Source organism: Anaplasma bovis, from assembly GCF_036903315.1.
GTDB lineage: Bacteria > Pseudomonadota > Alphaproteobacteria > Rickettsiales > Anaplasmataceae > Anaplasma > Anaplasma bovis.
The window spans coordinates 1-21,815 of sequence record NZ_JAWLNY010000003.1 but is presented as its reverse complement, the minus strand read 5'-3'; the positions used below and the strand labels follow the sequence as shown (position 1 = coordinate 21,815).

The following is a 21,815-nucleotide window of genomic DNA, read 5'->3' as shown; positions in this document are numbered from 1 at the left end:
TGGTAGATGTTTTGGAAGCAAAGGTAGCTCTTCTTTCGCTGTCTGATAAGAGTCAAGCGGAAAATCTTGCGAAGGTTTTGGTAGAGAATTCTTTTCGTATATTGTCTACGAAAAATACATGTGCTGTGTTGCGAGAGGCAGGGTTAGATCCTATTGAAGTTTCAGACTATACGGGTTTTGAGGAGATAATGGGAGGCCGTGTGAAAACTCTGCATCCCAAGATTTTTGCCGGTATACTCTGTAATAGGGATAAGCATGAAAAAGAGGCTAAGGAGCATGGCATTTCCAACATAGATCTCGTTGTCGTTGATCTTTACCCGTTTAAGCAGCGCATGTCCATGGGAGATGTGTGTGAAGAGAACATGGTTGAATATATTGATATAGGCGGTGTTTCCCTCCTTAGAGCTGCTGCTAAAAATTTTCAATATGTAACCGTTATATCTGATGTTAAGGATTATGACAGTCTCATAAGGGAATTAAAGGAGCACAATGGTTCCACTACCATTGAATATAGGCGACGAATGGCTATGAAGGCGTTTGCGGTTACTGCATCATATGATGCTAGTATACATTTGTGGATGTCGTCTAATTGCGCGCCTGGTATTCTGCCCGATGAAATAGTGATACATGGTAGCAAAGTACAAAATTTACGCTCAGGTGAGAATCCTCATCAAGTTGCTGCAGCTTACAGCACGGGGGCAGGAGAAGAGGTGGGGCTACCCATTGTGCAGATACATGGGAAAGAATTAAGCTTTAACAACATTGTTGACATTGAATCGGCCATAAAAATAGTTGAAGAGTTCGATCTACCTGCGGCAAGTGTTATAAAGCATGCAAATCCTTGCGGGGTTGCTGTTACGCATACCAACGTTGATGACGCCTATGATAGGGCCATATCGTGTGACCCGCGCAGCAGTTTTGGAGGTATTATTGCAGTCAATGGGAAGATCTCCGAAAGTACTGCTAGAAAAATGTCTTCCATATTTATAGAAGCTGTTATTGCGCGGGATTTTGATGCAGCAGCGCTCGAAGTGCTACGGGCGAAGAAAAACCTCAGAATTATCAAGTACAAACCGTATAAAGCGGGAACTTTAGTCTTTAAAAGTTCCATGGGGAGGGGTCTTCTTGTGCAGGAACCCGACACAAGTGTTTTGAAAATCCAAGATCTAAAGCAGGTGACGGAGAAAGGCGTAGGTGAGGACTTACTGGAGGACCTTCTTTTTGCGTGGAGGGTGTGTAAGCACGTTAAATCCAATGCCATAGTCGTTGCTCGTGACAGGCGTGCCATAGGTATAGGAGCTGGGCAGATGAGCAGAATAGACAGCGTTGAGATTGCAGTCAGGAAAGCTGGGAACTGTGCAGGGGCGGTTATGGCCTCTGACGCGTTTTTTCCATTTGCGGATAGTATACGACAAGCAGTTTCAGTGGGTATATCCGCGATAGTTCAGCCTGGAGGATCTATGAGAGATGAAGAAGTCATAGAGGCGGCTAACAGTAGTGGAGTTGCCATGTACTTCACCGGGGTTAGAGTATTCTGTCACTAGTAGAGACCGTTTACAGGCAAGCTAGTTAATGCCAGTGTGTCCGCGGGTATTGTCAGAGTAATGCGGCAACTGCGCAAGGGTGGCTACTCCAATAATTGAGGCTATTTCGTCTCTTAGGATCAAGAAACACGTGGCAATAGCTTGGACTATATTCCAATTTCCCTGACTATGTCAGGGGAATTTCTTGTATAGAAAGAGGCTGGACCGTCTCTAGCGACTAGTGGCGCACGAGTATTTTTTCACGGAGGCGGATTACTATGGGAGATTGCTATTTTTTAGTTTCAACATAGCAGTGCGTATGTAGAGGTACATGGAATATGTTGAGAGTAGTGCAGCTACTGACAAGAGCGCCTCTCCAATGATAGAAGCTATTTCATCTCTTAAGATCAAGAAACACGTAGCAATAGCTTGAACTACAGTTTTCATTTTACCCACATCGCTGACGGGTAGACTAATGCCTGCTGCCACTAAAAACTCTCTCATCCCCGACACCAGTACTTCTCTACATAGTATTATGACTATAAATACAACTGCAGAACCCGACATTTTGCCTACATGCACGAGCATAACCATAGTAGAAAGTACTATGAGCTTGTCTGCGACAGGATCGAATAGTCTGCCAAAGCGAGACTGCACCTTCCACATTCTGGCCAAGAAGCCATCTAGGAAGTCTGTAATGCATGCTACTAGAAATATGCACAATGTGACATACTGTGCATTTTCAAAGCTTGCGAAGAAGCTGGATACCACTGCAGGTATTGCCAGCACGCGCAATACGGTCAAGAGGTTGGGTAAGATCTTTCTTAAGCTATTTCCCACAAAATTCACGTATTATCCTTCTCTTTCACAGGGCAAAATAAGCAGCCTAAACCTTTGCATCTCAAATTAGTATATTTAAACAATATTTACAACTTTCCATACAACTGCACATCTCAGTAAGACGAAGTAAATCTGCGCCCTACAGGACAGATGATACTATCAGTTAATTAATATAACATCTAGCACAGACTACAACAAGTGCCCTGGATGTACTGCACGGTATTGACGTTTTGGTATGCAGGCGCACATGGATGCCCAACTAACGTGTCTAATGAAAATATTTGGTAGTGATCAGGAGTAATAATACTCCGCTTCACGATAAATGTTGCGCCATTCCGCGCTATAAATAAACGTTGGTGTAACACGAGCATGTTACGGTGTGTAGCGTGGTAAATTTTGTTTACACGCAACATTGATTACCCTTACCATAGCGCCTAATTCGTTTAAGAATCGAAATATGCTCGCCATCAATGATGATAATAAAAAATTGTGCAGGGGATGGGTGCTGCTGGGTACTCATGCGATAGGTCTGTCTGGTATTCTCTCGATATTTATAGTTTTTCTAAGAATGCCTTTCTTAAAAACTCTGGTTTCAGACGCGGACAGACTATTTGATGTATCTTTGGTCATACACGTGAATTTTTCAGTGCTTGTATGGTTATGCTCCATGTTTTCTCTACTGATTAGCATGACGATAAAGGAGAAATTGAAGTACCTGAATTACACGTGGATAGTGTCAGCAATTGGCGCTGGGCTTATCTTACTATCCGCTATAGGCAAGGATGCAATTCCAATAAAGAGCAATTATATTCCCGTTATGGATAACAGAACCTTCTTTATGGGGTTGGGATTCTTTTTCGCCGGTGTAGTGATAAATGCATTACTAGCGGTAAGACGCACTAATTCTCTAACAAAGTCTTCTATTTCTGTGGGGGTATACGGAATATCTGCAATGATAACCGCGGTCATTGTCTGTTTCATTACAGCATATTCCATGACCAGTACGGCAACAGATCCGCTGACTTTTTATGAATCTGTATTCTGGGGAGCAGGGCATCTATTGCAAGGCGTGTTTGGCCAGGCATTTGTTGTTGTGTTACTAATGTACGCAAAAGACTTCGTATTCACTAACAGATATATAGTGAGTGCAGTTTTCGTTATTAATACCGCTTCTGTCGTCCTAGCATCAGGTGCGCACATAGTATATCCGCACGACCAGGGGGCATTAGTTGCTTTTTTTATGTGGCATATGCGTATGGCAGAGGCCATCATTCCGCTATTCTTAGCGTGTGTATTTATAGCCAACGTGAGACGAATCCTTAGAGTAGAAAATCTGCATTTTCTGTGTTCTGCGGGCATGTTTATATACGGTAGCATCCTCGGCATATTCAGTATTATGCACGAAACTGTAATAATTCCCGCGCACTACCATGGCTGTGTCGTGGGAATGACTGCAGCGTTTATGGGGTTCGTCTACAGCATGTTGCCAGAGCTCGGATATGCGACTGTACGTCTGAAGTTGAGGAATATTCAGCTGCTCGTGTATACCATTGGGCAAGCCATGCACATAACTGGTCTTGAGCTGCTGGGGGGATACGGATCGTTGAGGAAAGTTACGTACCTGCCATCTGCAGTTTCAAAAGCTGCTAAGTACTGCTTCACCATTGGAGGGACTATTGCAATAGTGGGTGGGTTTTTATTTGTTCTGTTTGCATTAACGTCCATCTACAAACGTTCTACAAGCGAAGCATAAGACTTCAGCGTGTATTCGCTAATTATGCCTTCTAATGTAAACTACGTATCCGCACGCCCACGTAAAAGCGAGTATATACCATGTTATTGCGTATCCAAGGTGGTCGTTTCTAATGTTAGGCAGAGCATTGGGCCTGATACCAGATGATATTGCTGTGCTGTTGCCCCATATTATGCACTGTTCCAATGGAACTTCCAGATAACGTGACATTTCGTCAATGTCGTACCAGAACCATAGATTTTGCTTTGGGTCATTTTTCGCAACCCACTTAGTAATGCTTTTCAATTTGCAATATACTATGCCCTCTATTTCCCGTGTACGAGCTTCTGGGCTTATCATGACAGTATCTGCATCTGAGGTACCCCTGTTTACCAGTATGTACTTGTTTTCTGCTATTTTCAGGGGTTGCACAAAATAATACCCATTTTTACCTGCAAAAACCTTTAGATAGCTACTTTCAAACGTGCCCAGCAGCCTGACTTTTTCGTAGGGATGCTCAGATATTCTGACTATAGGAATAATTGCTGGCTCTGAATCCATACGCTGTATTATCAGCAATTTTTCTTTCAGCCTAATGGTCTGCCATGTCCCTAAAGACAAGAGAATGGTGCAGGGAATGATTAACCCTAATATCCTGCAGGCAACAAGTAGACATTTGAAGATTATGTTAGCGTTACGCATACTAGCGATAGATAATGAGAACAGACATATGCACATGATAGCACGCGAGTTATGTGCTACGTAGAAAGTTTTAGTGCAACCAGAATTTGTGTGCTTGTAACGCTGGCATAGCATGTCGCGTACTTGGCGCATGCTCCCGGTGTGTATGGCTATTGTTACATCAAATTGCTGTGTGCAGGTAGAGAACAGGCACCGTGATGTGAAATAGTTGGCGTATTCAATTGTATATGGGCAAAATTAATACTTTTTGAGGGTTTGCCTAATACAATTCGACGGTGTTCTTGGAGGTGTGGTTCAAATATTTATGAACAAAGCAGGTGTGCGTTGGTATAAAGCAATTGTAACACTCACTAAGATTTCTGTATGTTGCGCCGTCCTGACTACTGCGTATTTTACGTGTGGTAGTGCATGCGCGGCTGAAGCAGAGGAGGATCCGAGACGCGTCTTTGTCAAGGACATAGAGAGTATGAAGAAGACCCAGTATACAAGGGAGGATTTCAGAGAATTTATAGTTAAGTGCAATGCTAAGGGTGTGGCGCCCAACTTCAAGAACGAGTTTGGGACCAATCTGTATGGTGCCGACTTTAGCGAGCTTGATGTAAGAGGGGCGATTTTTGAAGGTGTCAACCTAGTAAAGGCCAACTTCAAGCATGGCAATATTTCTAATACAGTTTTTTCTAAGTCCGACATGCGGGGTGCAAACCTTTCCAACACGGACTTGAATAAGACGAGTTTTGAAGAAGTTGATCTCAAATTTGCAAACTTGGCTCTTGCCGATCTCAGTAACGTGAAAGTGCGTTCTTCAGACATAAGATATGCAATGTTTGTGGGATCAGATATGCAGACTGCGCTGCTAGAAGAGGTAAAAGGTTCGCACGCAGTGTTTAGCAATGCGGATATGACACACTCAACAGTAACAAATTCCGTCATGCGTAGTGCGGACTTCAAGGATGCAGAAGCTAGCGACATTTTGATACAGGGAAGTGACTTTTCTGAAGCGAACCTTTTTGGTACGAACTTACAGAACTCCAGAGTATATGGAACACTTATGAAAAACTCCATGATGTATGGGGTAACCCTGGATTTTGCGGATTTTACCGGAAGCGATTTGAGTTTTTCTAACCTGGAGACAGCTAGTGTACGGTTTGCAAGTATGCATAGGACAAATCTAAGTAACGCAAATATGTTTGCTGCTGATTTCTACTATACAGATCTTAGAGAGGCTAACCTGCAAGGTTCTGTTCTTAGCAACACGACACTTGTTGGCGTTAATCTCAGCAATGCAACAGTGTACGGATCAGTATTGAATGGCATCTCAATACAGGAATCCATATTAGAAGAGTCGGATCTGCGTAATATAGTGCTGGATTCAGGAAGCATTTCACATAGTACGTTTGCATTTTCGGTATTGAATGGCGCGGTAGTGCGCAATACTGATATACATGGATCAGATATGAGAGCTGTGTCTCTCCATGATGCGAAATTGGAAGGTATCAGGGCGATAGACGTGAATTTTGCTAATGCTGCGTTCGTCAATTATAACGCTGAGAAGTCTCTATACCGCAACATAAATGGAGAAAGGACTAAATGGCTTTCAGCACGGCTTAGTGAGGTTCTGATTGATGGCAGTGTTTTCAAAAATGCGAAGTTTGTAGGTAGCACATTTGAGAAGACCAGTTTCTTCGCTGGAGACATGGAGAAGTGCGAGTTTAGGAAATCTGCCTTCAAAGGTGCAAGTGTTTACGAGAACAAGTTAGATGGATCTGCGTTCAGAGACTGCACTTTTGATGAGACCTTGGTCATGAATAATGGCATTAATGGGCCTGAATCTGCCATAGATTCTACGGAAAAATTGAAAAAGTTGCTTATCAATAGGAAGTTAGATGTAAATTACTCCCATGTTGACTTTGAGGGCATGCGCATAGAGAACGTGGATTTTTCGAACTCTATATTGGTGGGAACGAAATTTGTAGAAGCGGACTTGTTGAATGTCAATTTCAGGAAGGCAAATCTATCATTTTCAAACTTCACGAACGCTAAACTTGATGGAGTAAAGTTCGAAGAAGCAAACTTGCACGCTGCGTTGCTTCAAGGGCACGACGTTAGTGCTGGTCATGTTGAAAAATAAGCTCCTATATGGAAATTTTTATATGATGTGCGACATCAAGGAACGTGAACCTATCTCTTGTAACAAACGAAACATTGGCTATAGAATTGTACTTCTCTGCATTCCATCCAATGTGTGTAGGTAGAGTCGGACTGCCCAGACCATTCAAAGCATTTTTTATGGTAGATGATTTACGAGTTTTAGACGCTATACATTCAGAAATCTGCGTCCATTTTTCATCCAAAATGTGATTTATGTGCTCCGCTTTGGTATGATCAATGTATTTCTTGGATAAAATTTTGCAAAATTCGTCCACGTGTTTAGGGGAAAAATACTTTTCCATGGAGCTTCTATCCAATGAGGTCACGTGAAATTTTGGCCGTAGCTTGCATATATTTTCCTGCAGTTTAGACATTAAAATCGTGGCTACACCTACTCTTTCTCCATGTAAAAATTCGTGATTATCTAGGAGTTCCGTAACACCCGCTACCATGTGCTCTCCCTGACTTGCCGGGTAACTTCCTCCCGCCACAATCATACCGACTCCTGAGAGGAAGAGCGCCTGCATCAGCGCCATTATCGTGTCTGTATCACGCTTCATGAGGCCTGTGTAGTTTTCAAGAAGTGCGCGCTCGCTGTTCTCAGTTATTGTAAACGGCAATTCGCTGTATTCTGTGCCCAGTAACAAATGTGATATGAGCCAATCAGCACGTGCGGTAGATCTACATATAAAATCTGCGAATCCGCTATTAATAAGTCGAGCTGGTGCGTGTGTTAGTACGTATGTATCAGCATATATATCTCTGGGCAGCTGCCCTTTTAGAGATTTTTTTATGCCATTCTCCAAAACAATAGATGCGTTTTTCGAGGTATATCCATTCATAGAGGGCGCAGTGGGGAATATTATGTATTCTTTTCCGCACGTGTGGCTTACATACTTGCAGATATCGTTAATTGTGCCACTTCCCAGGGCGATAAGAAAATCCGAGTTTTGCGAAGCAGCCTTTATGGATTCTACAAGCTTCCAGGAGGCGCTATATTTACCTTCTATAACGTAGTGCTCTAGAGAATTTACCACTGCCTTGTCCAACAGTTGTATGGTGTTCGAATCTGCGACAAGAAGTCCTTTTCCGTTGTATTTCGATACTATATCGGGCATAGATGCCAACAAGTTTTGCCCTATGTGTATCGAATTGGTAGTATACTCAGCAATTTCGGCGTGCCCACCCGACAATATATCTTGCTTCGCCATGATAAGAAGTTCAGCAGCCATGCGGCACCACTATAAAACAGCCAAGTGTAATGCTAAAAATCGCTCGGGACTAATTATAAGTGTGTAATACATGCATTGCCAGAAGTTATGTGTCAAACTCAGTTGACTATGAATCTCTTATATATGATACTGTGGTGCGATGCGACAACGTGGAGTATGCCTTGGAACCTCTTGAGCAATTTAGGGTTCATAGACTATTTGATATCACTGCCCCGTTCGGCATAGATGTCAGTTTTACGAACTGTGCGCTCTTTATGTTGCTTTCATCTGTTATGACGTCCATTCTGATGTTTTGCGCTCTCAGAAGCTCAAGTAGCGGCGTAAAAAGAGGGGGCGCTTTTGCCGCTATGGAGCTTATCTACAATTTTGTGGTTGGTACACTGGAAAGCAACGTGGGTAAAGAGGGGTTGCGGTACATTCCAATTGTGTTGACCACGTTCTTGTTTGTACTTTCGTGCAATTTGATAGGAATCTTGCCATTAGGATTCACTGCTACTAGTCACATATCTGTCACATTTGCGTTGGCATTGCTGGTGTGTACTGTGGTGACCTTCATAGGGTTTATGCACAGAAAACTTGAATTTTTGAGGATATTTTTGCCACACGGGACTCCTATGTGGCTTGCTCCAATGATGGTGTTTATAAAACTTTTTGCATATATTGCGCGTCCTGTTAGTTTGGCTATAAGGTTGGCTGCCAATATGATAGCGGGGCACACGATAATAGCGGTAATCTCAGAATTTGTGTTGCAGATGCACCCGGTTTTGTCGGTATTGCCCTTCGCGTTCATAATTGTCTTGATAGGATTCGAAATTTTCGTTGCTGTGTTGCAGGCGTACATATTTACAGTCCTTACTGCTGTGTACTTATCCGATTCAGTCAGTGCGCACTAATTTGTCTTAGTGAATCACGTTACTAATATATTCTTTATTTTTTGACTAAACCTAAGAGGTTTTTTGTGCACTAGTTCCTAGTTCTGCTGAACGTGTACGTTGATAGTGGTTAATTACTCGTTGACTTTGTATGTCCAGCGTTTATAATTGGGACATAAAGTATGCACTGGTGGTGGTTATGGACTCCCTTAGGTTTGTTGCTGTTGGGTTAAGTGTTTTAGGTATGGTGGCCTCGGCTATGGGTGTGGCTTCTGTATTCTCGTCCATGCTTAACGGTATTGCGCGTAATCCTGAGACGGAGGATAGGCTAAAGAAGTATGTATATACCGGTGCCGCGCTTGTGGAGGCTATGGGTTTGTTTTCTTTCCTACTGGCCTTACTTTTGATATTTGTTGCCGGGTAGTACGGCTATGGAGACAGTTCCCCAGCTGGACTTCTCGATTTATCCATCCCAGGCAGTATGGTTTATTTGCGCATTTGCGCTGCTATACCTGTCGGTGAGATATGTGGTTGTGCCTAAAGTTGAGTCTCATATTGGCACAAGAGCCAAGTTACAGGGTGCTGAGCTTGATAGGGCGGACTCTGTGTACGCACGTGTGCGCGATGAGTTACTGAGGCACAAAGCTTCGCTCGACGAGGTGGAGGAAAGGGCCCAGAGTTTGATAAGTGGCGCTGTTTCCGAAGTTGCTGCTGCTGAAGCGGAGGCTTTAAGGCTGCTTGACGAGGAAGTTTGTGGCATGATGAACTTTGCCGAGGAGCAATTGGAAATCCTAAAGGAGAGTTCGCGCGAAGAACTGGCATCCCTTTCAAGTGGTGTTGCTGCCATGTATTACGCTAGGATAAGCGGTACTAAGGCCAGCAGTATAGTGGAAAATGAGGCAACGAGGTTGTCTGCTGAGTTATATGGGGAGAGCTATGATTGATGCGCATTTGATTGTTGATGTTGCGTTCTGTGTCGGGTTTGTGTTGGCATTTAATCCAGCAAGAAAGTTTTTGGGTAAATTTTTAAGTGAGAAGCAGAGATCCAGTACGAAGTGCGTTGAGGAATCTTCGGAGCTTGCCAAGAAACTGGACGGTATGTTGGTGGATGCGAACAGTTTGAGAGACGAAGTTAGGACTCTCGCTGATGAAGTGTTAAAGGATGCAGAGGCTCAGTGCAGATCAGTTATCAAAGAGGGGAAAAGGCATCTAGAGGAAATGTTAGAATCTCAGATAGACGTTGCCGTCGCTAAAATTGAGCTACAGATAGAAAATTTCGTCAAGGGGTTAAGAGGTGCTGCAGTTGATGCGGCGTCCGGAGTTGCTAGAAACTTGTTGAAAGAGTATCTGGACAGCAGAGAAGTAGATGGAAACACAGCCGCTGCCGTTAGCGTTGACGACGCCATAAAAAAGCTGCATTAAATTAAGAAGACGACGAGTTGGTTATAATTGAGGTGGTGTGTATCTTCAATTAAAATCTCTTCTCTTTTGCACGGGACGCTAAAAGCCCATTGGTTTGCTGCGTCTGCTAAAGAGAGTGTGCAAAACTAGTAATGCAGTCCAAGTCCCAACTGCTGAGGAAAAGCTTGGATTTCTTCCATGTCTAGATCAGGCATAACGTACCTGAATAGGAAGTCCATAGGGCCTGCTTTTTCAGAACTCTTCCCGCCACCTCAGCAATGTTCGGCAACTTGCTACATCCTTCAGTTACTACTACTACTTTGCTCACGACTCCCTTCTGCTCGTACATATTGTTCTCGGAAGTCATGGCGCTCACGGCTTGTTGGACTTTAAACACGATGAAATACGGAATCCACAACACACTTGCTTTTTAGGATCCTACTGTAGCCAAGGCTTAGCATTACAATATTGCTCCTTCGAAACCATGGCCAGCTTTTATACTAGAGATGCACTTAAACATGACACCCAAAGAGTTTACAAGAAGAAGAAAAAAGCAGAGTTTTATGTGTCAGTACTTGCATTGCAATATTACTCCTTAGAAACCATAACACTTGCGGCTTGCTGGACTTTAAGTACGATGCATATGGAAATCATAGCACTTGCTTTTTGAGATTCTATTACAGCCTAAGCTTATATTACAACATCACTTTTAGAAACCATAACCGGCAGAACTCTACTCTTTGAGCGCGATGTATATGCTCAAAAAGAGAGAGAAAGCGAAATTTTATGCGTCAGCCTTCGTTATAATCCACCTAAGAACCTTTTCCAAGACCACTCACAGTGTAGTTGCTTTCTGAGATTCTGCCGCAGCCTAAGCTTGTCATTACAACATTGCTTTGCATCACGATATTGCTCCTTCGAAACCATGGCCAACTTTTATACTAGGGGATGCACCTAAACATGACACCCAAAGGGTGTGTGGGGACAATAGGATCTACTGCAGCTCGAGCTTATCATTGCAACATTGCTTTTTAGAAGCTATAACCGGCCCAAGCTGGACTTTAGGCACGATGTATGAGTTCAAAAAATGTGTATAGAAAAGAGAGAAAGCGAAATTTTATGCGTCAGCCTTCGTTATAATCCACCTAAGAACCTTTTCTAAACCACCATGCAGAGAGGCTCGGGGTTTGTTGCGTCTACTGAAGAAGGTGCGTGCAACCAGTAATGCAGTTCCAACGGCCGAGGAAAAGCTTGGATTTCTTCCATGCCTAGACCATGCACCACGTACCTGAATAGGAAATCCACAGCGCACTTGCTTTTTCAGCACCCTTCCTGCCACCTCAGCAATATTCGGCAACTTGCTACAGCCTCCTGTCACTACTACTTTGCTTACGACTCCCTTCTGCTCGTACATCTTGTCTCTTACGAGTTCAAATATTTCCTCAACCCGTGGCTCTATTATCTCGATCATGTCAGACTTCAGTACATGCTGCACATCACCTCCTACTCCAGTGACTTCAATAAAGCTATGTACATTAGTATCTGCCACCACGGCCGCGCTACCATGACGCTCTTTCAGTATTTCAGCATCTTTCATGCTTATGCAGAGACCATACGCCATGTCGCGGGTAATGTGCATGCCACCGAGGGGTATACACCCAGCATAAACAAACTTACCCTTATGAAAAACCCCCACAGAAGTGTAGTTTCCTCCTATGTCCACTATCATGGTTCCTAGTTCTTTCTCATCATCACTAAGACAAGATATGCCTGAAGCGTAGGACTCAGTAACGTAGCCTCCCACGTGAAGGGTGTTGCTTCTAATGCAGTTTTCGATATTGACCAAAGAAAGCTTCGACGCGGTCACTACATGCATATCAGCGCGCAAATGGCTGCCGTACAGACCGTCCACATCCGTTATACTACTAAGGCTGTCCAGCTGATACATAATAGGGATGTTGTGAATGACTACATGGTCTTCCGGAAGTTTTTCATGTGATTGTAGCATTATTTTTCTAATGTCGCGCTCAGACATATTGCGAGCTTCGGAAAGCGACTCATTACACAAGATGTGAGACCTAACACCGCAGCCTGCCACACTCACATATATCTGATGTATTGCCTGACCTGAAAGCTGCTCTGCCAAATCAATGCTCGATAGAATGGCACGAGAGGCGTCATGTTTGTTGATAATCGAACCACCACTGATTCCCTCGGAAACTCTATACCCCACGCCGGTTATTTCGGGGGTACCACAACGTCCAACCCTTACACAAAGACAAACTATCTTCGTGGAGCCGACATCAAGAACGGCAAATGTACTTCCCCTAGGATCGGTAATGACAGCAGAGTTTGACAACATGGATCGGTATACACTCCCTCTACAAGCATGAGGACTTCAAGATGATGCTGGCAAATCTTATAAGGTTATGGAAACATATCAAGTATTTTTTCAATTCTTAGGACTTTTAACATCTTACGAATACTAATTTGTAACGCGGAAACTAGGAATGCCATGACGGGCATGATTTCTAATCTACCCGTAAGCATGACTATAACCAGCATAACCTTTATATGCTGAGGAAATCCTGCAAAATTGCCTGAAGGTCCTATATAGTCTCCGACTCCTATTCCTGTATTGGACAACGTACTAGAAGTTGCCGTGATTATTGTTGCCAACCCCAATCCGTCCCAGGACAGCGCAATACAGGTGATACAGAATATCAGGATATAGAGCACCAAGAACGAACATGCCTCATGTAGAGACGATAAATGCTGATGACTAAAATTTTCTGATGGGCTTCTACAGAGGCGTAGAGCAGTACACACGTGTTTGTATGCACTCTCTAATAAAATCATTATTCTGTGCATTTTTATGCCACCGTTCGTGGATCCCGAACACCCTCCACATATGGTTAGTACGATTCCTATTATCACAGCAAGTGTCCAATCATTGTAGTTACAATTAACAAACCCAGTGGATGTGCTAAAGGACACGATGGTAAACACTGCGTACCTTAGAGAGGTAAGATATGTCGCTCCGGGGTGCGATGGACTAATAGAGACCAACAGTGCAAAACTTAGAGTTACAGCCACAAAAAATATGAACTGTTTGCAGGAAAATTTGTGCTCAAAGATCACCTGTATATAAGCTATAAACGGGCAGGAAGCCAAAAGCATGAATGTGATTGCTATAAGCTCTATTGTTACGCTGTTGAAATGCATGAAAGAGTCGTCATAATTTGAAAATCCCCCAGTTGATACTGTACTAAGCCCATGACAAATTGCATCAAACATGGACATTCCCGCGACTTTATAACACGCTATGCATAGCACTGTAAGCGCAATGTATATGCATACCGTATGCAGGATGGCCCTGAATATTCCGTGTTTCAGCATTCTACCAGAAGACTCAGTGTAGTACATATCCTTGAGTGCAGAGACTTTTAGCCAAGGGAGAAGAAAAATACCGATGGTTATTATTCCTAGACCTCCTATTGCGTGAAGCATTGCTCGCCACAACAATATTCCCGGTGATTTTTCCTGCAGACTGCACAACACCGTAGCGCCCGTTGTGGTCAGACCCGACATTGCCTCAAATAATGCGTCTGAATACGAGAGATTGGTACTTTCTGATACTGTAAACGGGATTGCAGCTATTAAAGCCAACAATATCCAGACGAAACACGCCAAATATATTGCTTCTGCTTTACTGATCCGTCCAATTTTTCCGCCTAATATGCATTGTATGCCGAGAATTGTAGATACGAAAATAGCAGCGGTAAATCCTGCTACATCTCCACTGTTAGTCGCTATATTCACTGCCAATGGTATAGCGAGGAATATTGCAAACAAAATGGCGAACACCCCAGCAGCGAATGTGGTTGCTCCGGCACATACCTCATTCTCTTTGTTATGCTCTTTTAGCACTTTAAACGCACACTAAAGAGGTAAGACATACTTTTAACCGCACATTATCCATTTATCGTAGGTACTTTTAGCACATACCATCTGGAAAACAACAGCTTTATACTAATTAAGAATACACCCTGTGATGCCACGTTGCGGAATGTTAGTCTTTTCCTGTATAATCAAGCAAGGAGAGATGGCTGAGTGGTCTAAAGCGCACGCCTGGAAAGTGTGTACACAGCAATGTGTCGGGGGTTCGAATCCCCCTCTTTCCGCGTTGATGCGTGGGACAGCCGTGGAACTGGAACGTAAATTTCAGGAGAAATTGATCGGAATACGGCGGGATTGTACCGTTGCTGTTGCAGTTTCAGGGGGTGTGGATAGCATGGTGCTCATGCATCTGATGTCTCTAGTAGAGACGCATAATCCCATAATACTTACCGTAAATCATGGGTTCAGAGAAGAAGCTGTAAATGAAGTGAACTTTGTGAAACAGCAGGCAGAGATGCTCAATTTGCAATGTCACATTCTTAGTAATCAGGGATGCAGCATACGCAACAAGTCTCAGGAGGAAGCGAGGAACATACGGTATTCGCTGATTGAGAGATGGTGTGCAGAGCATTCTGTGGAGTTTGTCGTCACTGCTCACACTAAGAGTGATCAGGCCGAAACTGTGCTTATGAGGCTGGAGAGGGGAAGCGGAGTAGATGGCCTGTCTGGAATGCGGAGTAAGTCAGCGCATGGAAAAGTGATAATTTTCAGGCCTATGTTGGAGTTTTCCCGTGTTGAGGTATTGGAATACGCAGCACATAAAAAACTTGCCTGGATAGATGATCCTAGCAATGTAAATCCTAAATACAAGAGAACGTTCTATAGGAGCTTCATAAGTGAAAACCAAAATCCCTCGTTAGTGACTGATCGTATATATAGGACTTCGCAGCATATGCAGCGAGCGCTAAGCTGCATTCTTCACTATGTTAAATCTTCTTTGTCCACATGTGTACAATATGGAGATCTTGGTTATGTGCGCATAAAGTACGATGAGTTCAGGAAACTGCATGAAGAGATAGCGTCCAGGATTCTGTTGTTATTGCTTATGGCTGTTGGCAATAGGAATACGAAACCGAGATATGAGAAATTTAGTGCAGTCTTTAACAAGATATGGGGCCGCACAACATACAAACCCTTCACTACGTATGGGTGTAAAATCATACGTGATGATGAAAATGGCGACGTACTCATAATAAGAGAAGTAGCCGATATACAGCGGGTTACTCCTGTAGAAAAAGTTCCAAGTACTGTGGAGTGGGATGGAAGATTTGTGGTGAGTATAAAGGATATGGGGCAGTGTTTAGGACATAATAAGGAGCTCACCAAAGAATGTGGCGCTCTTGATAGCCTCAATGCTGGGGCAAGGGGTGATACAATGCATCTAACACCTCTTGGCTGCAACAAAATCCCTGAGGACTTTGCGCCGTTTAGACGAGATATAGTATGTGGATTACCCGCGTTGGTAGTGGGGGATAAAATCCTTGCTAGTGCCCTGCAAAACTATAATATGGGTACCACTTCTGTTGTGTATATAGAGAAAGTTCTAGTAAAAGACATGGTAGATAGTCTAATCTTTAACCAACTTGGTCAGTAAAGGTCGTGCATTGTGAGCTTTAAGAAAGTTATTGAAGGTGTAGTGGTATGGTCAGCTGTTATTGCGCTTGCTGCGATACTGTACGCTCAATTTGGTGATAGAATCGTTGGAACCCAGGAATTAGCAATCCCGTTTTCGGAGTTTTTGGTTAAGCTGGATGAAGGCGCGATAGAAAGCATCACGATAACAGAGCGCGAGATATCTGGCAAGTTTCACAGTGGAACAAAATTCAAGACCAATGGCGTGATTTATGACAGCCTTATTAGGGCGTTGCATGCCCAGAAAGTGAGATTTGAATTTGTCTCCGACAGTACGTTCTTAGGGACTTTATTGAGCCTGCTTATATCGTGTCTTCCAATGTTATCCCTAATAGTTATATGGTGCATTTTCCTGAAACAAATGCAAGTTGGAGGGAATCGCACCATGAGCTTCAGTAAGTCGCGTGCTAGGCTTATGACTGATAATAGAGGCAAGGTTACATTTGATGATGTTGCGGGCATAGATGAGGCAAAGGAAGAGCTTGTAGAAATAGTTGACTTTCTAAAGCATAGGAAGCGCTTTCAAAAACTTGGCGGCAAAATTCCGAAGGGGTGCCTACTGGTAGGATCTCCTGGAACGGGGAAGACTCTTCTTGCCAGGGCCATAGCTGGTGAAGCTGACGTGCCATTTTTCAGCATTTCCGGATCGGATTTTGTTGAAATGTTCGTGGGCGTTGGTGCAAGTAGGGTAAGGGATATGTTTGAGCAGGGCAAGAAGCATGCGCCCTGCATTATTTTTGTAGATGAAATAGATGCTGTTGGTAGGCATCGTGGCATAGGGCTGGGTGGAGGTAATGACGAGAGAGAGCAGACCCTTAACCAATTGTTGGTCGAGATGGACGGTTTTGAGTCCAATGAAGGGGTTATAATTATTGCTGCCACAAACAGGCCGGACGTTCTTGATCCTGCTCTTCTTAGACCAGGCAGATTCGATAGGCAAGTTACTATATCTGTTCCAGATATAAACGGGAGGGAGAAGATTATTGCGGTTCACACCAGAAAAGTTCCCTTGGCTCCGGATGTTGATATAAGAGTTGTGGCACGAGGTACACCAGGGTTTTCAGGAGCTGATTTAGCAAATCTTGTAAACGAGGCTGCGTTGATTGCTGCACGGCTTGACAAGAAAATTGTCACTATGAGTGACTTTGAGTACGCCAGGGATAAGGTTATGATGGGCGCAGAGAGGAAGTCTCTGGTAATGAAGGAGGAAGAGCGCAGACTTACTGCTTATCACGAGGCTGGGCATGCTGTAATAGCGTTTTATAACCCTGCTTCAGATCCTATACACAAGGCTACTATCATACCACGTGGTAGGACGCTAGGTCTGGTGATGAGGCTCCCTGAAAGTGATAGGGTTTCGCACACGAGGGAAAAGATGCAGGCAGACCTAACTGTAGCAATGGGAGGCCGTGCAGCTGAAGAGCTTATTTTTGGGTATGATAAAGTCACCAGTGGTGCGTCATCTGATATAAAGCAAGCCACTGATCTTGCGAAGTCTATGGTTATGAAATGGGGTATGAGTGATGTTGTTGGTCCTCTGTATCATGGCGAGGATAGAGATGCTCACATTTCCAACAATTTGTTGAACCTGATAGACGAAGAAGTGAAGTCCATAGTTTCTAATGCACTGCAGAAAGCGAAATCTGTTTTGAACGAGCATATTGCAGAGCTTCATTCAATTGCAGCAAATCTTCTTGAGTTTGAGACATTAACTGGTGAAGAAATTGCGGATATAATAGCTGGAAAGAAAATAGAAAAGAGCGGTGGTGTTAGTCAAAAGCCGTTAAAGCGCTCGTCAGTTCCTGGCTAGAGATGTATTAATGTCTATAGCTGGGGTTCTGCACTGAGGCCAGGTACGGACTGCAATTCTGTTGTACTTTTTTGTACTTGGGCTATAATTCGTCCTCCAATATTTGGGTGTCTTGCCTTGTTTAGTGTAGCGAAGCGTTTATTGTTCCCATATCGGTCTTTAGCGAGACGGGCCCCATCTTTCGATAAGATAGTAAAAGATATAAATGCTCTGGAAGCGGAAGTAGAGTCCCTTTCTGATGAACAACTTGCTGAAAAGACTGTCCATTTTAGAGAGATGCTCTCCGAGGGGCATACGTTGGATAGCGTTTTGGCACCGGCCTTTGCTGTGGTAAGGGAGACGGCAAAGAGAGTATTAAATATGCGTCATTTCGATGTGCAGCTTGTGGGTGGCATAGCGTTGCATAGAGGAATGATTGCAGAGATGAAAACGGGGGAGGGTAAAACTCTTGTTGCAACTCTGGCCGCGTATTTGAATGCTTTGGAGGGGCTGGGAGTACATATTGTTACTGCGAATGACTATCTAGCAAAACGCGACTCCGAATGGATGGGCAAAATATATAGTGCGTTAGGAATGAGCGTTGGGTGCATTACGAGCAGCACTAATGACAGCGACAGGAAGAGTGCTTACGCGTGTGACGTTCTGTATTCTACGAATAACGAACTTGGCTTTGACTATCTGCGTGACAACATGAAGTTCAGCAGGGAGTCTATGGTACAGAAGGGTTTCAACTACGCGATAATCGATGAGGTAGATTCTATCTTAATAGATGAAGCAAGGACTCCTTTGATCATTTCAGGGCACATAGAAAAGGACAACTCACTATATAAGAGGGTAGATTCTCTAATTAGGAATCTCACAGATGAAGATTACGAAGTGGACGAGAAGAACAAGTCTGCGTTTTTGACCGAAAAAGGTATGGAGAGGGTAGAGCAATTGCTTCTTTCTCACCGGCATATTGAGGAGGGTTCTTCTTTATACTCTCAGGAGAATATAATACTGATGCACTATGTTAATCAGGCGCTACGCGCACATAAGTTGTTTGCTGTGGACCGGGACTACATAGTAAAAAGCGGCAATATCGTAATAATAGATGAATTTACTGGCAGAATGATGGAGGGACGCAGATACTCTGAGGGTCTCCATCAGGCATTAGAGGCTAAGGAAGGCGTAGAGATTAATAATGAGAATCAGACCTTAGCATCTACTACGTTTCAAAATTATTTTCGTATGTATAAGAGGCTGTCAGGAATGACAGGCACAGCGGCTACCGAGGCTGATGAATTTTTCGGTACTTACAATCTACAAGTGATGCAGATCCCTACAAATGTTCCTGTACGTAGGGTTGATTTGGATGACGATGTGTACTGCACTGAGGAGGAAAAATTTGAAGCTGTTGTAGATTTTGTGGTCAAATGTAACGAAAAGAAGCAGCCTGTACTTGTGGGGACGATCAGTATAGAAAAATCAGAGCTATTGTCAAAGTTTCTTACTGCACGTGGAGTGAAGCATTCTGTACTTAATGCACGTTACCATGAGAAAGAGGCATATATTATTGCCCAAGCAGGTAAACCTGGTGCAGTGACCATAGCGACAAACATGGCTGGTAGGGGTACAGATATAAAATTAGGCGGCAACCCGGAGATGTTGGCGGAAAATGAGCTATCCGGCATATCTTGTGAAAAGGAGCGTGCTCTGAAGTACAGTGAGTTTGTGAAGAATGCGGAAAGAGATAGGCAGATAGTAGTGGAAGCTGGTGGGTTATGCATAGTAGGCACTGAGCGTCACGAGAGCAGAAGAATAGATAATCAGCTGCGCGGAAGATCTGGAAGGCAGGGTGATCCTGGGTTGTCCAAGTTTTTTCTATCACTTGAGGATGGACTGCTTCGTATTTTCGGTTCAGACAGAGTCAGGGGCATGTTGAAGACTCTCGGAATGAAGAGGGGAGAGGCAATCCAGCACAGGTGGATAAGTAAAGCGATAGAGAGGGCGCAGAGGAAGGTAGAATCTAGAAATTATGACATTCGAAAGTCATTGCTTAGGTTCGATGACGTTACAAATGAGCAGCGTAAAGTAGTTTTCGATCAACGTAATAAGATTCTTGATAGTGATATGTACGATCTTACGCCTTTATACCAGAACCTAAACAGGGACCTAGTATCGGCTATTATCAAAGAGAAATACTGTAATTTACGCGATGATAGCACTGCACAGTTATTATCTTCGGAAGTCCGCAGGATATATGGAATAGATTTAGATGTCGAGAGGTTGCATAAGGCAGAAACTCGCGAAGAGGTGACGTTACATCTCGATGATCTTGCTGCTTCACTACTGCGACAGAAGGCAGAGGAGTTTTCTTCGGAAGATGAGAAAATGTGGGGTTTCACAGTTAAGCGTGTGCTCATAACTTCTTTAGATAATTTATGGACGGATCACTTGGCGATTTTGGACAGTCTAAAATGTGGAATAAACCTCAGATCCATAGGGCAAAAGGATCCTCTAAACGAGTTTAAAATAGAGGCTTTTCTGCTGTTGCAGAAAATGTTGTCTAAGTTCTACGAGACATCCATACAGATGTTATCGAACGTCAAGTTTGAACCACATTATGAAGAGGGCCGAGCGATTAACAGGGGGAGAGAAAGGCCAGATACGTTATTTGGAGCTGTTTCCCGAAACGAGAAATGTCCTTGTGGTTCAGGTAAGAAGTTTAAGCACTGTCACGGCACCGTTGTGGTGTAGGTTGACAAGGCAGTAGAGCTTTCACTGATGCTTCTATTATGCTACTATCTCCGCTCCCTCATGCGCCTTCGCAAAGGCACTTGAGACTATTCCTTTCTGATCTTTGCTGAGATTTGTTGATATGTCTTTGGATATTGTTGCTGACGTATGTTCTCTCATATTATTATTTTTGGTGTCTGTATAATATAATTTGTCAGTACCATCACTCCCTACACCCTCAAACATATGACTCAGCTGCTTGAAATTGGTATTACCACTAGCTCCATTCTTGATACCACCACATTTGCCTGCTACTTCGGTTGCTGCTTCTGTACTATTCTTAGCGTTATACGCCGTACAAATCCTCTTATCAATAGCATCATTACTCGGATCAAGGCCATTAAAAGCCTTACTAACCTCATGCATATCCTTCTTGGTCAACTTCTGAATCCCTTCAGATAGTTTAGATGTCTGATCGAGAGCAACGTTGTAAGCAAGATCTTTAGCGAGGAGATAAATACCTTCTTCATCACCATCTCCCCTCTTAACACCCTTATATGATATACATCATTGATGTATATCTTGTTCTACCTACGTTATTGCCACTAGCATCAGCCTTCGCAAACGCACTTGAGACTACTCCGTGCTGATTCCTATTGAGCGCTGTGATGTCTGTAGCTATCTTAGCTGACGTCTTTGGATACTCACTCATCTGCTTCTCCTTATCCTCTGGGTACAAATTGTTACTACTATCAGCCTTGAACATACCACTAAAGGCCTTAGTAGTAATGCTACTAGGAGTACCTTTCCCGCTATTACACTTACCATCTGCCTCAGCAGCACCACTATTCCAGTCATTTGTACCACAAATCTTCTTATCAATACCTTCTGTAGGATCAAGAACATTAATAGCCTTACTAACCTCATGCATATCCTTCTTGGTCATCTTCTGAATACCTTCAGATAGTTTAGATGTCTGATCGAGAGCAACGTTATAAGCAAGATCTTTAGCGAGGAGATAAATACCTTCTTCATCACCATCTCCCCTCTTTACTCCCCTTACAAGATATACATCATTGATGTATATCTTGCTCCACCTTCGCCACTACCTCTGCCCAATCCCGGCACAACCATAAGGAGAGACAGGAAGGCCTTCAGCAAGAACATCATAACAAGCATTAACCATGCCAGAGGTAGTAGATATAGAGCGTATCTCTACTATCTCCGCTCCTTCATGTGCCTTCG

The 21,815-nt window shown here is 43.5% G+C and carries 19 protein-coding genes and 1 tRNA gene; 11 read left to right on the top strand and 9 right to left on the bottom strand.

What is annotated here, in order from left to right; all coding sequences use genetic code 11:
* Positions 1 to 11 precede the first annotated feature (11 nt).
* Positions 12 to 1,544: a bifunctional phosphoribosylaminoimidazolecarboxamide formyltransferase/IMP cyclohydrolase gene (gene purH / locus R4I06_RS00675; RefSeq protein WP_334413592.1), complete on the top strand. Its 1,533-nt coding sequence runs from the start codon at positions 12 to 14 to the stop codon at positions 1,542 to 1,544.
* 255 nt (positions 1,545 to 1,799) lie between these two features.
* Here the strand turns inward: purH and pgsA are convergent, their stop codons facing one another.
* Entirely contained in the window at positions 1,800 to 2,363 is a 564-nt protein-coding gene (gene pgsA / locus R4I06_RS00670) for a CDP-diacylglycerol--glycerol-3-phosphate 3-phosphatidyltransferase (protein ID WP_334413591.1), read from the bottom strand.
* A gap of 457 nt (positions 2,364 to 2,820) precedes the next feature.
* Here pgsA and R4I06_RS00665 point away from each other — a divergent pair, with 457 nt between their 5' ends.
* Positions 2,821 to 4,116, top strand: a complete 1,296-nt coding sequence (locus tag R4I06_RS00665; RefSeq protein WP_334413569.1) for a cbb3-type cytochrome c oxidase subunit I — start codon at positions 2,821 to 2,823, stop codon at positions 4,114 to 4,116.
* A gap of 18 nt (positions 4,117 to 4,134) precedes the next feature.
* Here R4I06_RS00665 and R4I06_RS00660 read toward each other — a convergent pair whose 3' ends face one another.
* A complete protein-coding gene (locus R4I06_RS00660) occupies positions 4,135 to 4,797 on the bottom strand; it encodes an SURF1 family protein (RefSeq protein WP_334413590.1) in 663 nt (220 codons plus the stop codon).
* 304 nt (positions 4,798 to 5,101) lie between these two features.
* Between R4I06_RS00660 and R4I06_RS00655 the strand changes: the two genes are divergently transcribed.
* On the top strand, positions 5,102 to 6,925 hold the full coding sequence (locus R4I06_RS00655) for a pentapeptide repeat-containing protein (protein ID WP_334413568.1): 1,824 nt from the start codon (positions 5,102 to 5,104) through the stop codon (positions 6,923 to 6,925).
* A gap of 4 nt (positions 6,926 to 6,929) precedes the next feature.
* Here R4I06_RS00655 and R4I06_RS00650 read toward each other — a convergent pair whose 3' ends face one another.
* Positions 6,930 to 8,177 (bottom strand): iron-containing alcohol dehydrogenase, encoded by a 1,248-nt coding sequence (locus R4I06_RS00650; protein WP_334413567.1) that lies wholly within the window; start codon positions 8,175 to 8,177, stop codon positions 6,930 to 6,932.
* A gap of 161 nt (positions 8,178 to 8,338) precedes the next feature.
* On the opposite strand from R4I06_RS00650, the gene R4I06_RS00645 reads away from it, so the two are divergent.
* The 4 genes from R4I06_RS00645 (at position 8,339) to R4I06_RS00630 (ending at position 10,471) form a co-directional block, all read left to right on the top strand.
* Positions 8,339 to 9,070 carry a F0F1 ATP synthase subunit A gene (locus R4I06_RS00645; protein ID WP_334413589.1) on the top strand — a complete coding sequence of 244 codons (732 nt, stop codon included), beginning with the start codon at positions 8,339 to 8,341 and terminating at the stop codon, positions 9,068 to 9,070.
* A 178-nt stretch (positions 9,071 to 9,248) separates the two neighbouring features.
* On the top strand, positions 9,249 to 9,473 hold the full coding sequence (locus R4I06_RS00640; protein ID WP_410519363.1) for a F0F1 ATP synthase subunit C: 225 nt from the start codon (positions 9,249 to 9,251) through the stop codon (positions 9,471 to 9,473).
* 7 nt (positions 9,474 to 9,480) lie between these two features.
* Positions 9,481 to 9,993: a hypothetical protein gene (locus R4I06_RS00635; protein WP_334413566.1), complete on the top strand. Its 513-nt coding sequence runs from the start codon at positions 9,481 to 9,483 to the stop codon at positions 9,991 to 9,993.
* Positions 9,986 to 10,471 (top strand): F0F1 ATP synthase subunit B family protein, encoded by a 486-nt coding sequence (locus R4I06_RS00630; protein ID WP_334413565.1) that lies wholly within the window; start codon positions 9,986 to 9,988, stop codon positions 10,469 to 10,471. The genes R4I06_RS00635 and R4I06_RS00630 overlap by 8 nt, the downstream gene beginning before the upstream one ends.
* A gap of 181 nt (positions 10,472 to 10,652) precedes the next feature.
* Here R4I06_RS00630 and R4I06_RS00625 read toward each other — a convergent pair whose 3' ends face one another.
* The 3 genes from R4I06_RS00625 to R4I06_RS00615 form a co-directional block, all read right to left on the bottom strand.
* Positions 10,653 to 10,847 carry a hypothetical protein gene (locus R4I06_RS00625; protein WP_334413564.1) on the bottom strand — a complete coding sequence of 65 codons (195 nt, stop codon included), beginning with the start codon at positions 10,845 to 10,847 and terminating at the stop codon, positions 10,653 to 10,655.
* A gap of 720 nt (positions 10,848 to 11,567) precedes the next feature.
* Positions 11,568 to 12,812, bottom strand: a complete 1,245-nt coding sequence (gene ftsA / locus R4I06_RS00620) for a cell division protein FtsA (protein ID WP_334413563.1) — start codon at positions 12,810 to 12,812, stop codon at positions 11,568 to 11,570.
* Positions 12,813 to 12,877: 65 nt separating this feature from the next.
* Complete coding sequence (locus R4I06_RS00615) at positions 12,878 to 14,380, bottom strand: TrkH family potassium uptake protein (RefSeq protein ID WP_334413562.1); 1,503 nt, start codon at positions 14,378 to 14,380, stop codon at positions 12,878 to 12,880.
* 169 nt (positions 14,381 to 14,549) lie between these two features.
* On the opposite strand from R4I06_RS00615, the gene R4I06_RS00610 reads away from it, so the two are divergent.
* From R4I06_RS00610 to secA, 4 genes are all read left to right on the top strand, one after another.
* Positions 14,550 to 14,634: transfer RNA gene (locus tag R4I06_RS00610), tRNA-Ser, on the top strand.
* A 20-nt stretch (positions 14,635 to 14,654) separates the two neighbouring features.
* Positions 14,655 to 16,004 carry a tRNA lysidine(34) synthetase TilS gene (tilS, locus tag R4I06_RS00605; protein WP_334413561.1) on the top strand — a complete coding sequence of 450 codons (1,350 nt, stop codon included), beginning with the start codon at positions 14,655 to 14,657 and terminating at the stop codon, positions 16,002 to 16,004.
* Between the two features lie 12 nt (positions 16,005 to 16,016).
* On the top strand, positions 16,017 to 17,852 hold the full coding sequence (gene ftsH / locus R4I06_RS00600) for an ATP-dependent zinc metalloprotease FtsH (protein ID WP_334413560.1): 1,836 nt from the start codon (positions 16,017 to 16,019) through the stop codon (positions 17,850 to 17,852).
* A gap of 117 nt (positions 17,853 to 17,969) precedes the next feature.
* Positions 17,970 to 20,591 carry a preprotein translocase subunit SecA gene (gene secA / locus R4I06_RS00595; protein ID WP_410519361.1) on the top strand — a complete coding sequence of 874 codons (2,622 nt, stop codon included), beginning with the start codon at positions 17,970 to 17,972 and terminating at the stop codon, positions 20,589 to 20,591.
* 36 nt (positions 20,592 to 20,627) lie between these two features.
* Here secA and R4I06_RS00590 read toward each other — a convergent pair whose 3' ends face one another.
* From R4I06_RS00590 to R4I06_RS00580, 3 genes are all read right to left on the bottom strand, one after another.
* On the bottom strand, positions 20,628 to 20,996 hold the full coding sequence (locus R4I06_RS00590; RefSeq protein ID WP_334413559.1) for a hypothetical protein: 369 nt from the start codon (positions 20,994 to 20,996) through the stop codon (positions 20,628 to 20,630).
* A 127-nt stretch (positions 20,997 to 21,123) separates the two neighbouring features.
* Positions 21,124 to 21,501 (bottom strand): hypothetical protein, encoded by a 378-nt coding sequence (locus R4I06_RS00585; RefSeq protein ID WP_334413558.1) that lies wholly within the window; start codon positions 21,499 to 21,501, stop codon positions 21,124 to 21,126.
* Between the two features lie 174 nt (positions 21,502 to 21,675).
* Positions 21,676 to 21,815, bottom strand: a 140-nt coding sequence (locus R4I06_RS00580; RefSeq protein WP_334413586.1) for a P44/Msp2 family outer membrane protein, incomplete at its 5' end; no start/stop codon positions are given.

Coding starts and splice junctions, on each gene's coding strand:
- R4I06_RS00665 (WP_334413569.1), top strand. CDS start 2,821: ATGCTCGCCATCAATGATGATAATAAAAAATTGTGCAGGGGATGGGTG.
- R4I06_RS00660 (WP_334413590.1), bottom strand. CDS start 4,797: ATGCGTAACGCTAACATAATCTTCAAATGTCTACTTGTTGCCTGCAGG.
- R4I06_RS00655 (WP_334413568.1), top strand. CDS start 5,102: ATGAACAAAGCAGGTGTGCGTTGGTATAAAGCAATTGTAACACTCACT.
- R4I06_RS00650 (WP_334413567.1), bottom strand. CDS start 8,177: ATGGCTGCTGAACTTCTTATCATGGCGAAGCAAGATATATTGTCGGGT.
- R4I06_RS00640 (WP_410519363.1), top strand. CDS start 9,249: ATGGACTCCCTTAGGTTTGTTGCTGTTGGGTTAAGTGTTTTAGGTATG.
- R4I06_RS00635 (WP_334413566.1), top strand. CDS start 9,481: ATGGAGACAGTTCCCCAGCTGGACTTCTCGATTTATCCATCCCAGGCA.
- R4I06_RS00630 (WP_334413565.1), top strand. CDS start 9,986: ATGATTGATGCGCATTTGATTGTTGATGTTGCGTTCTGTGTCGGGTTT.
- ftsA (WP_334413563.1), bottom strand. CDS start 12,812: ATGTTGTCAAACTCTGCTGTCATTACCGATCCTAGGGGAAGTACATTT.
- R4I06_RS00590 (WP_334413559.1), bottom strand. CDS start 20,996: ATGCATGAGGTTAGTAAGGCTTTTAATGGCCTTGATCCGAGTAATGAT.
- R4I06_RS00585 (WP_334413558.1), bottom strand. CDS start 21,501: ATGCATGAGGTTAGTAAGGCTATTAATGTTCTTGATCCTACAGAAGGT.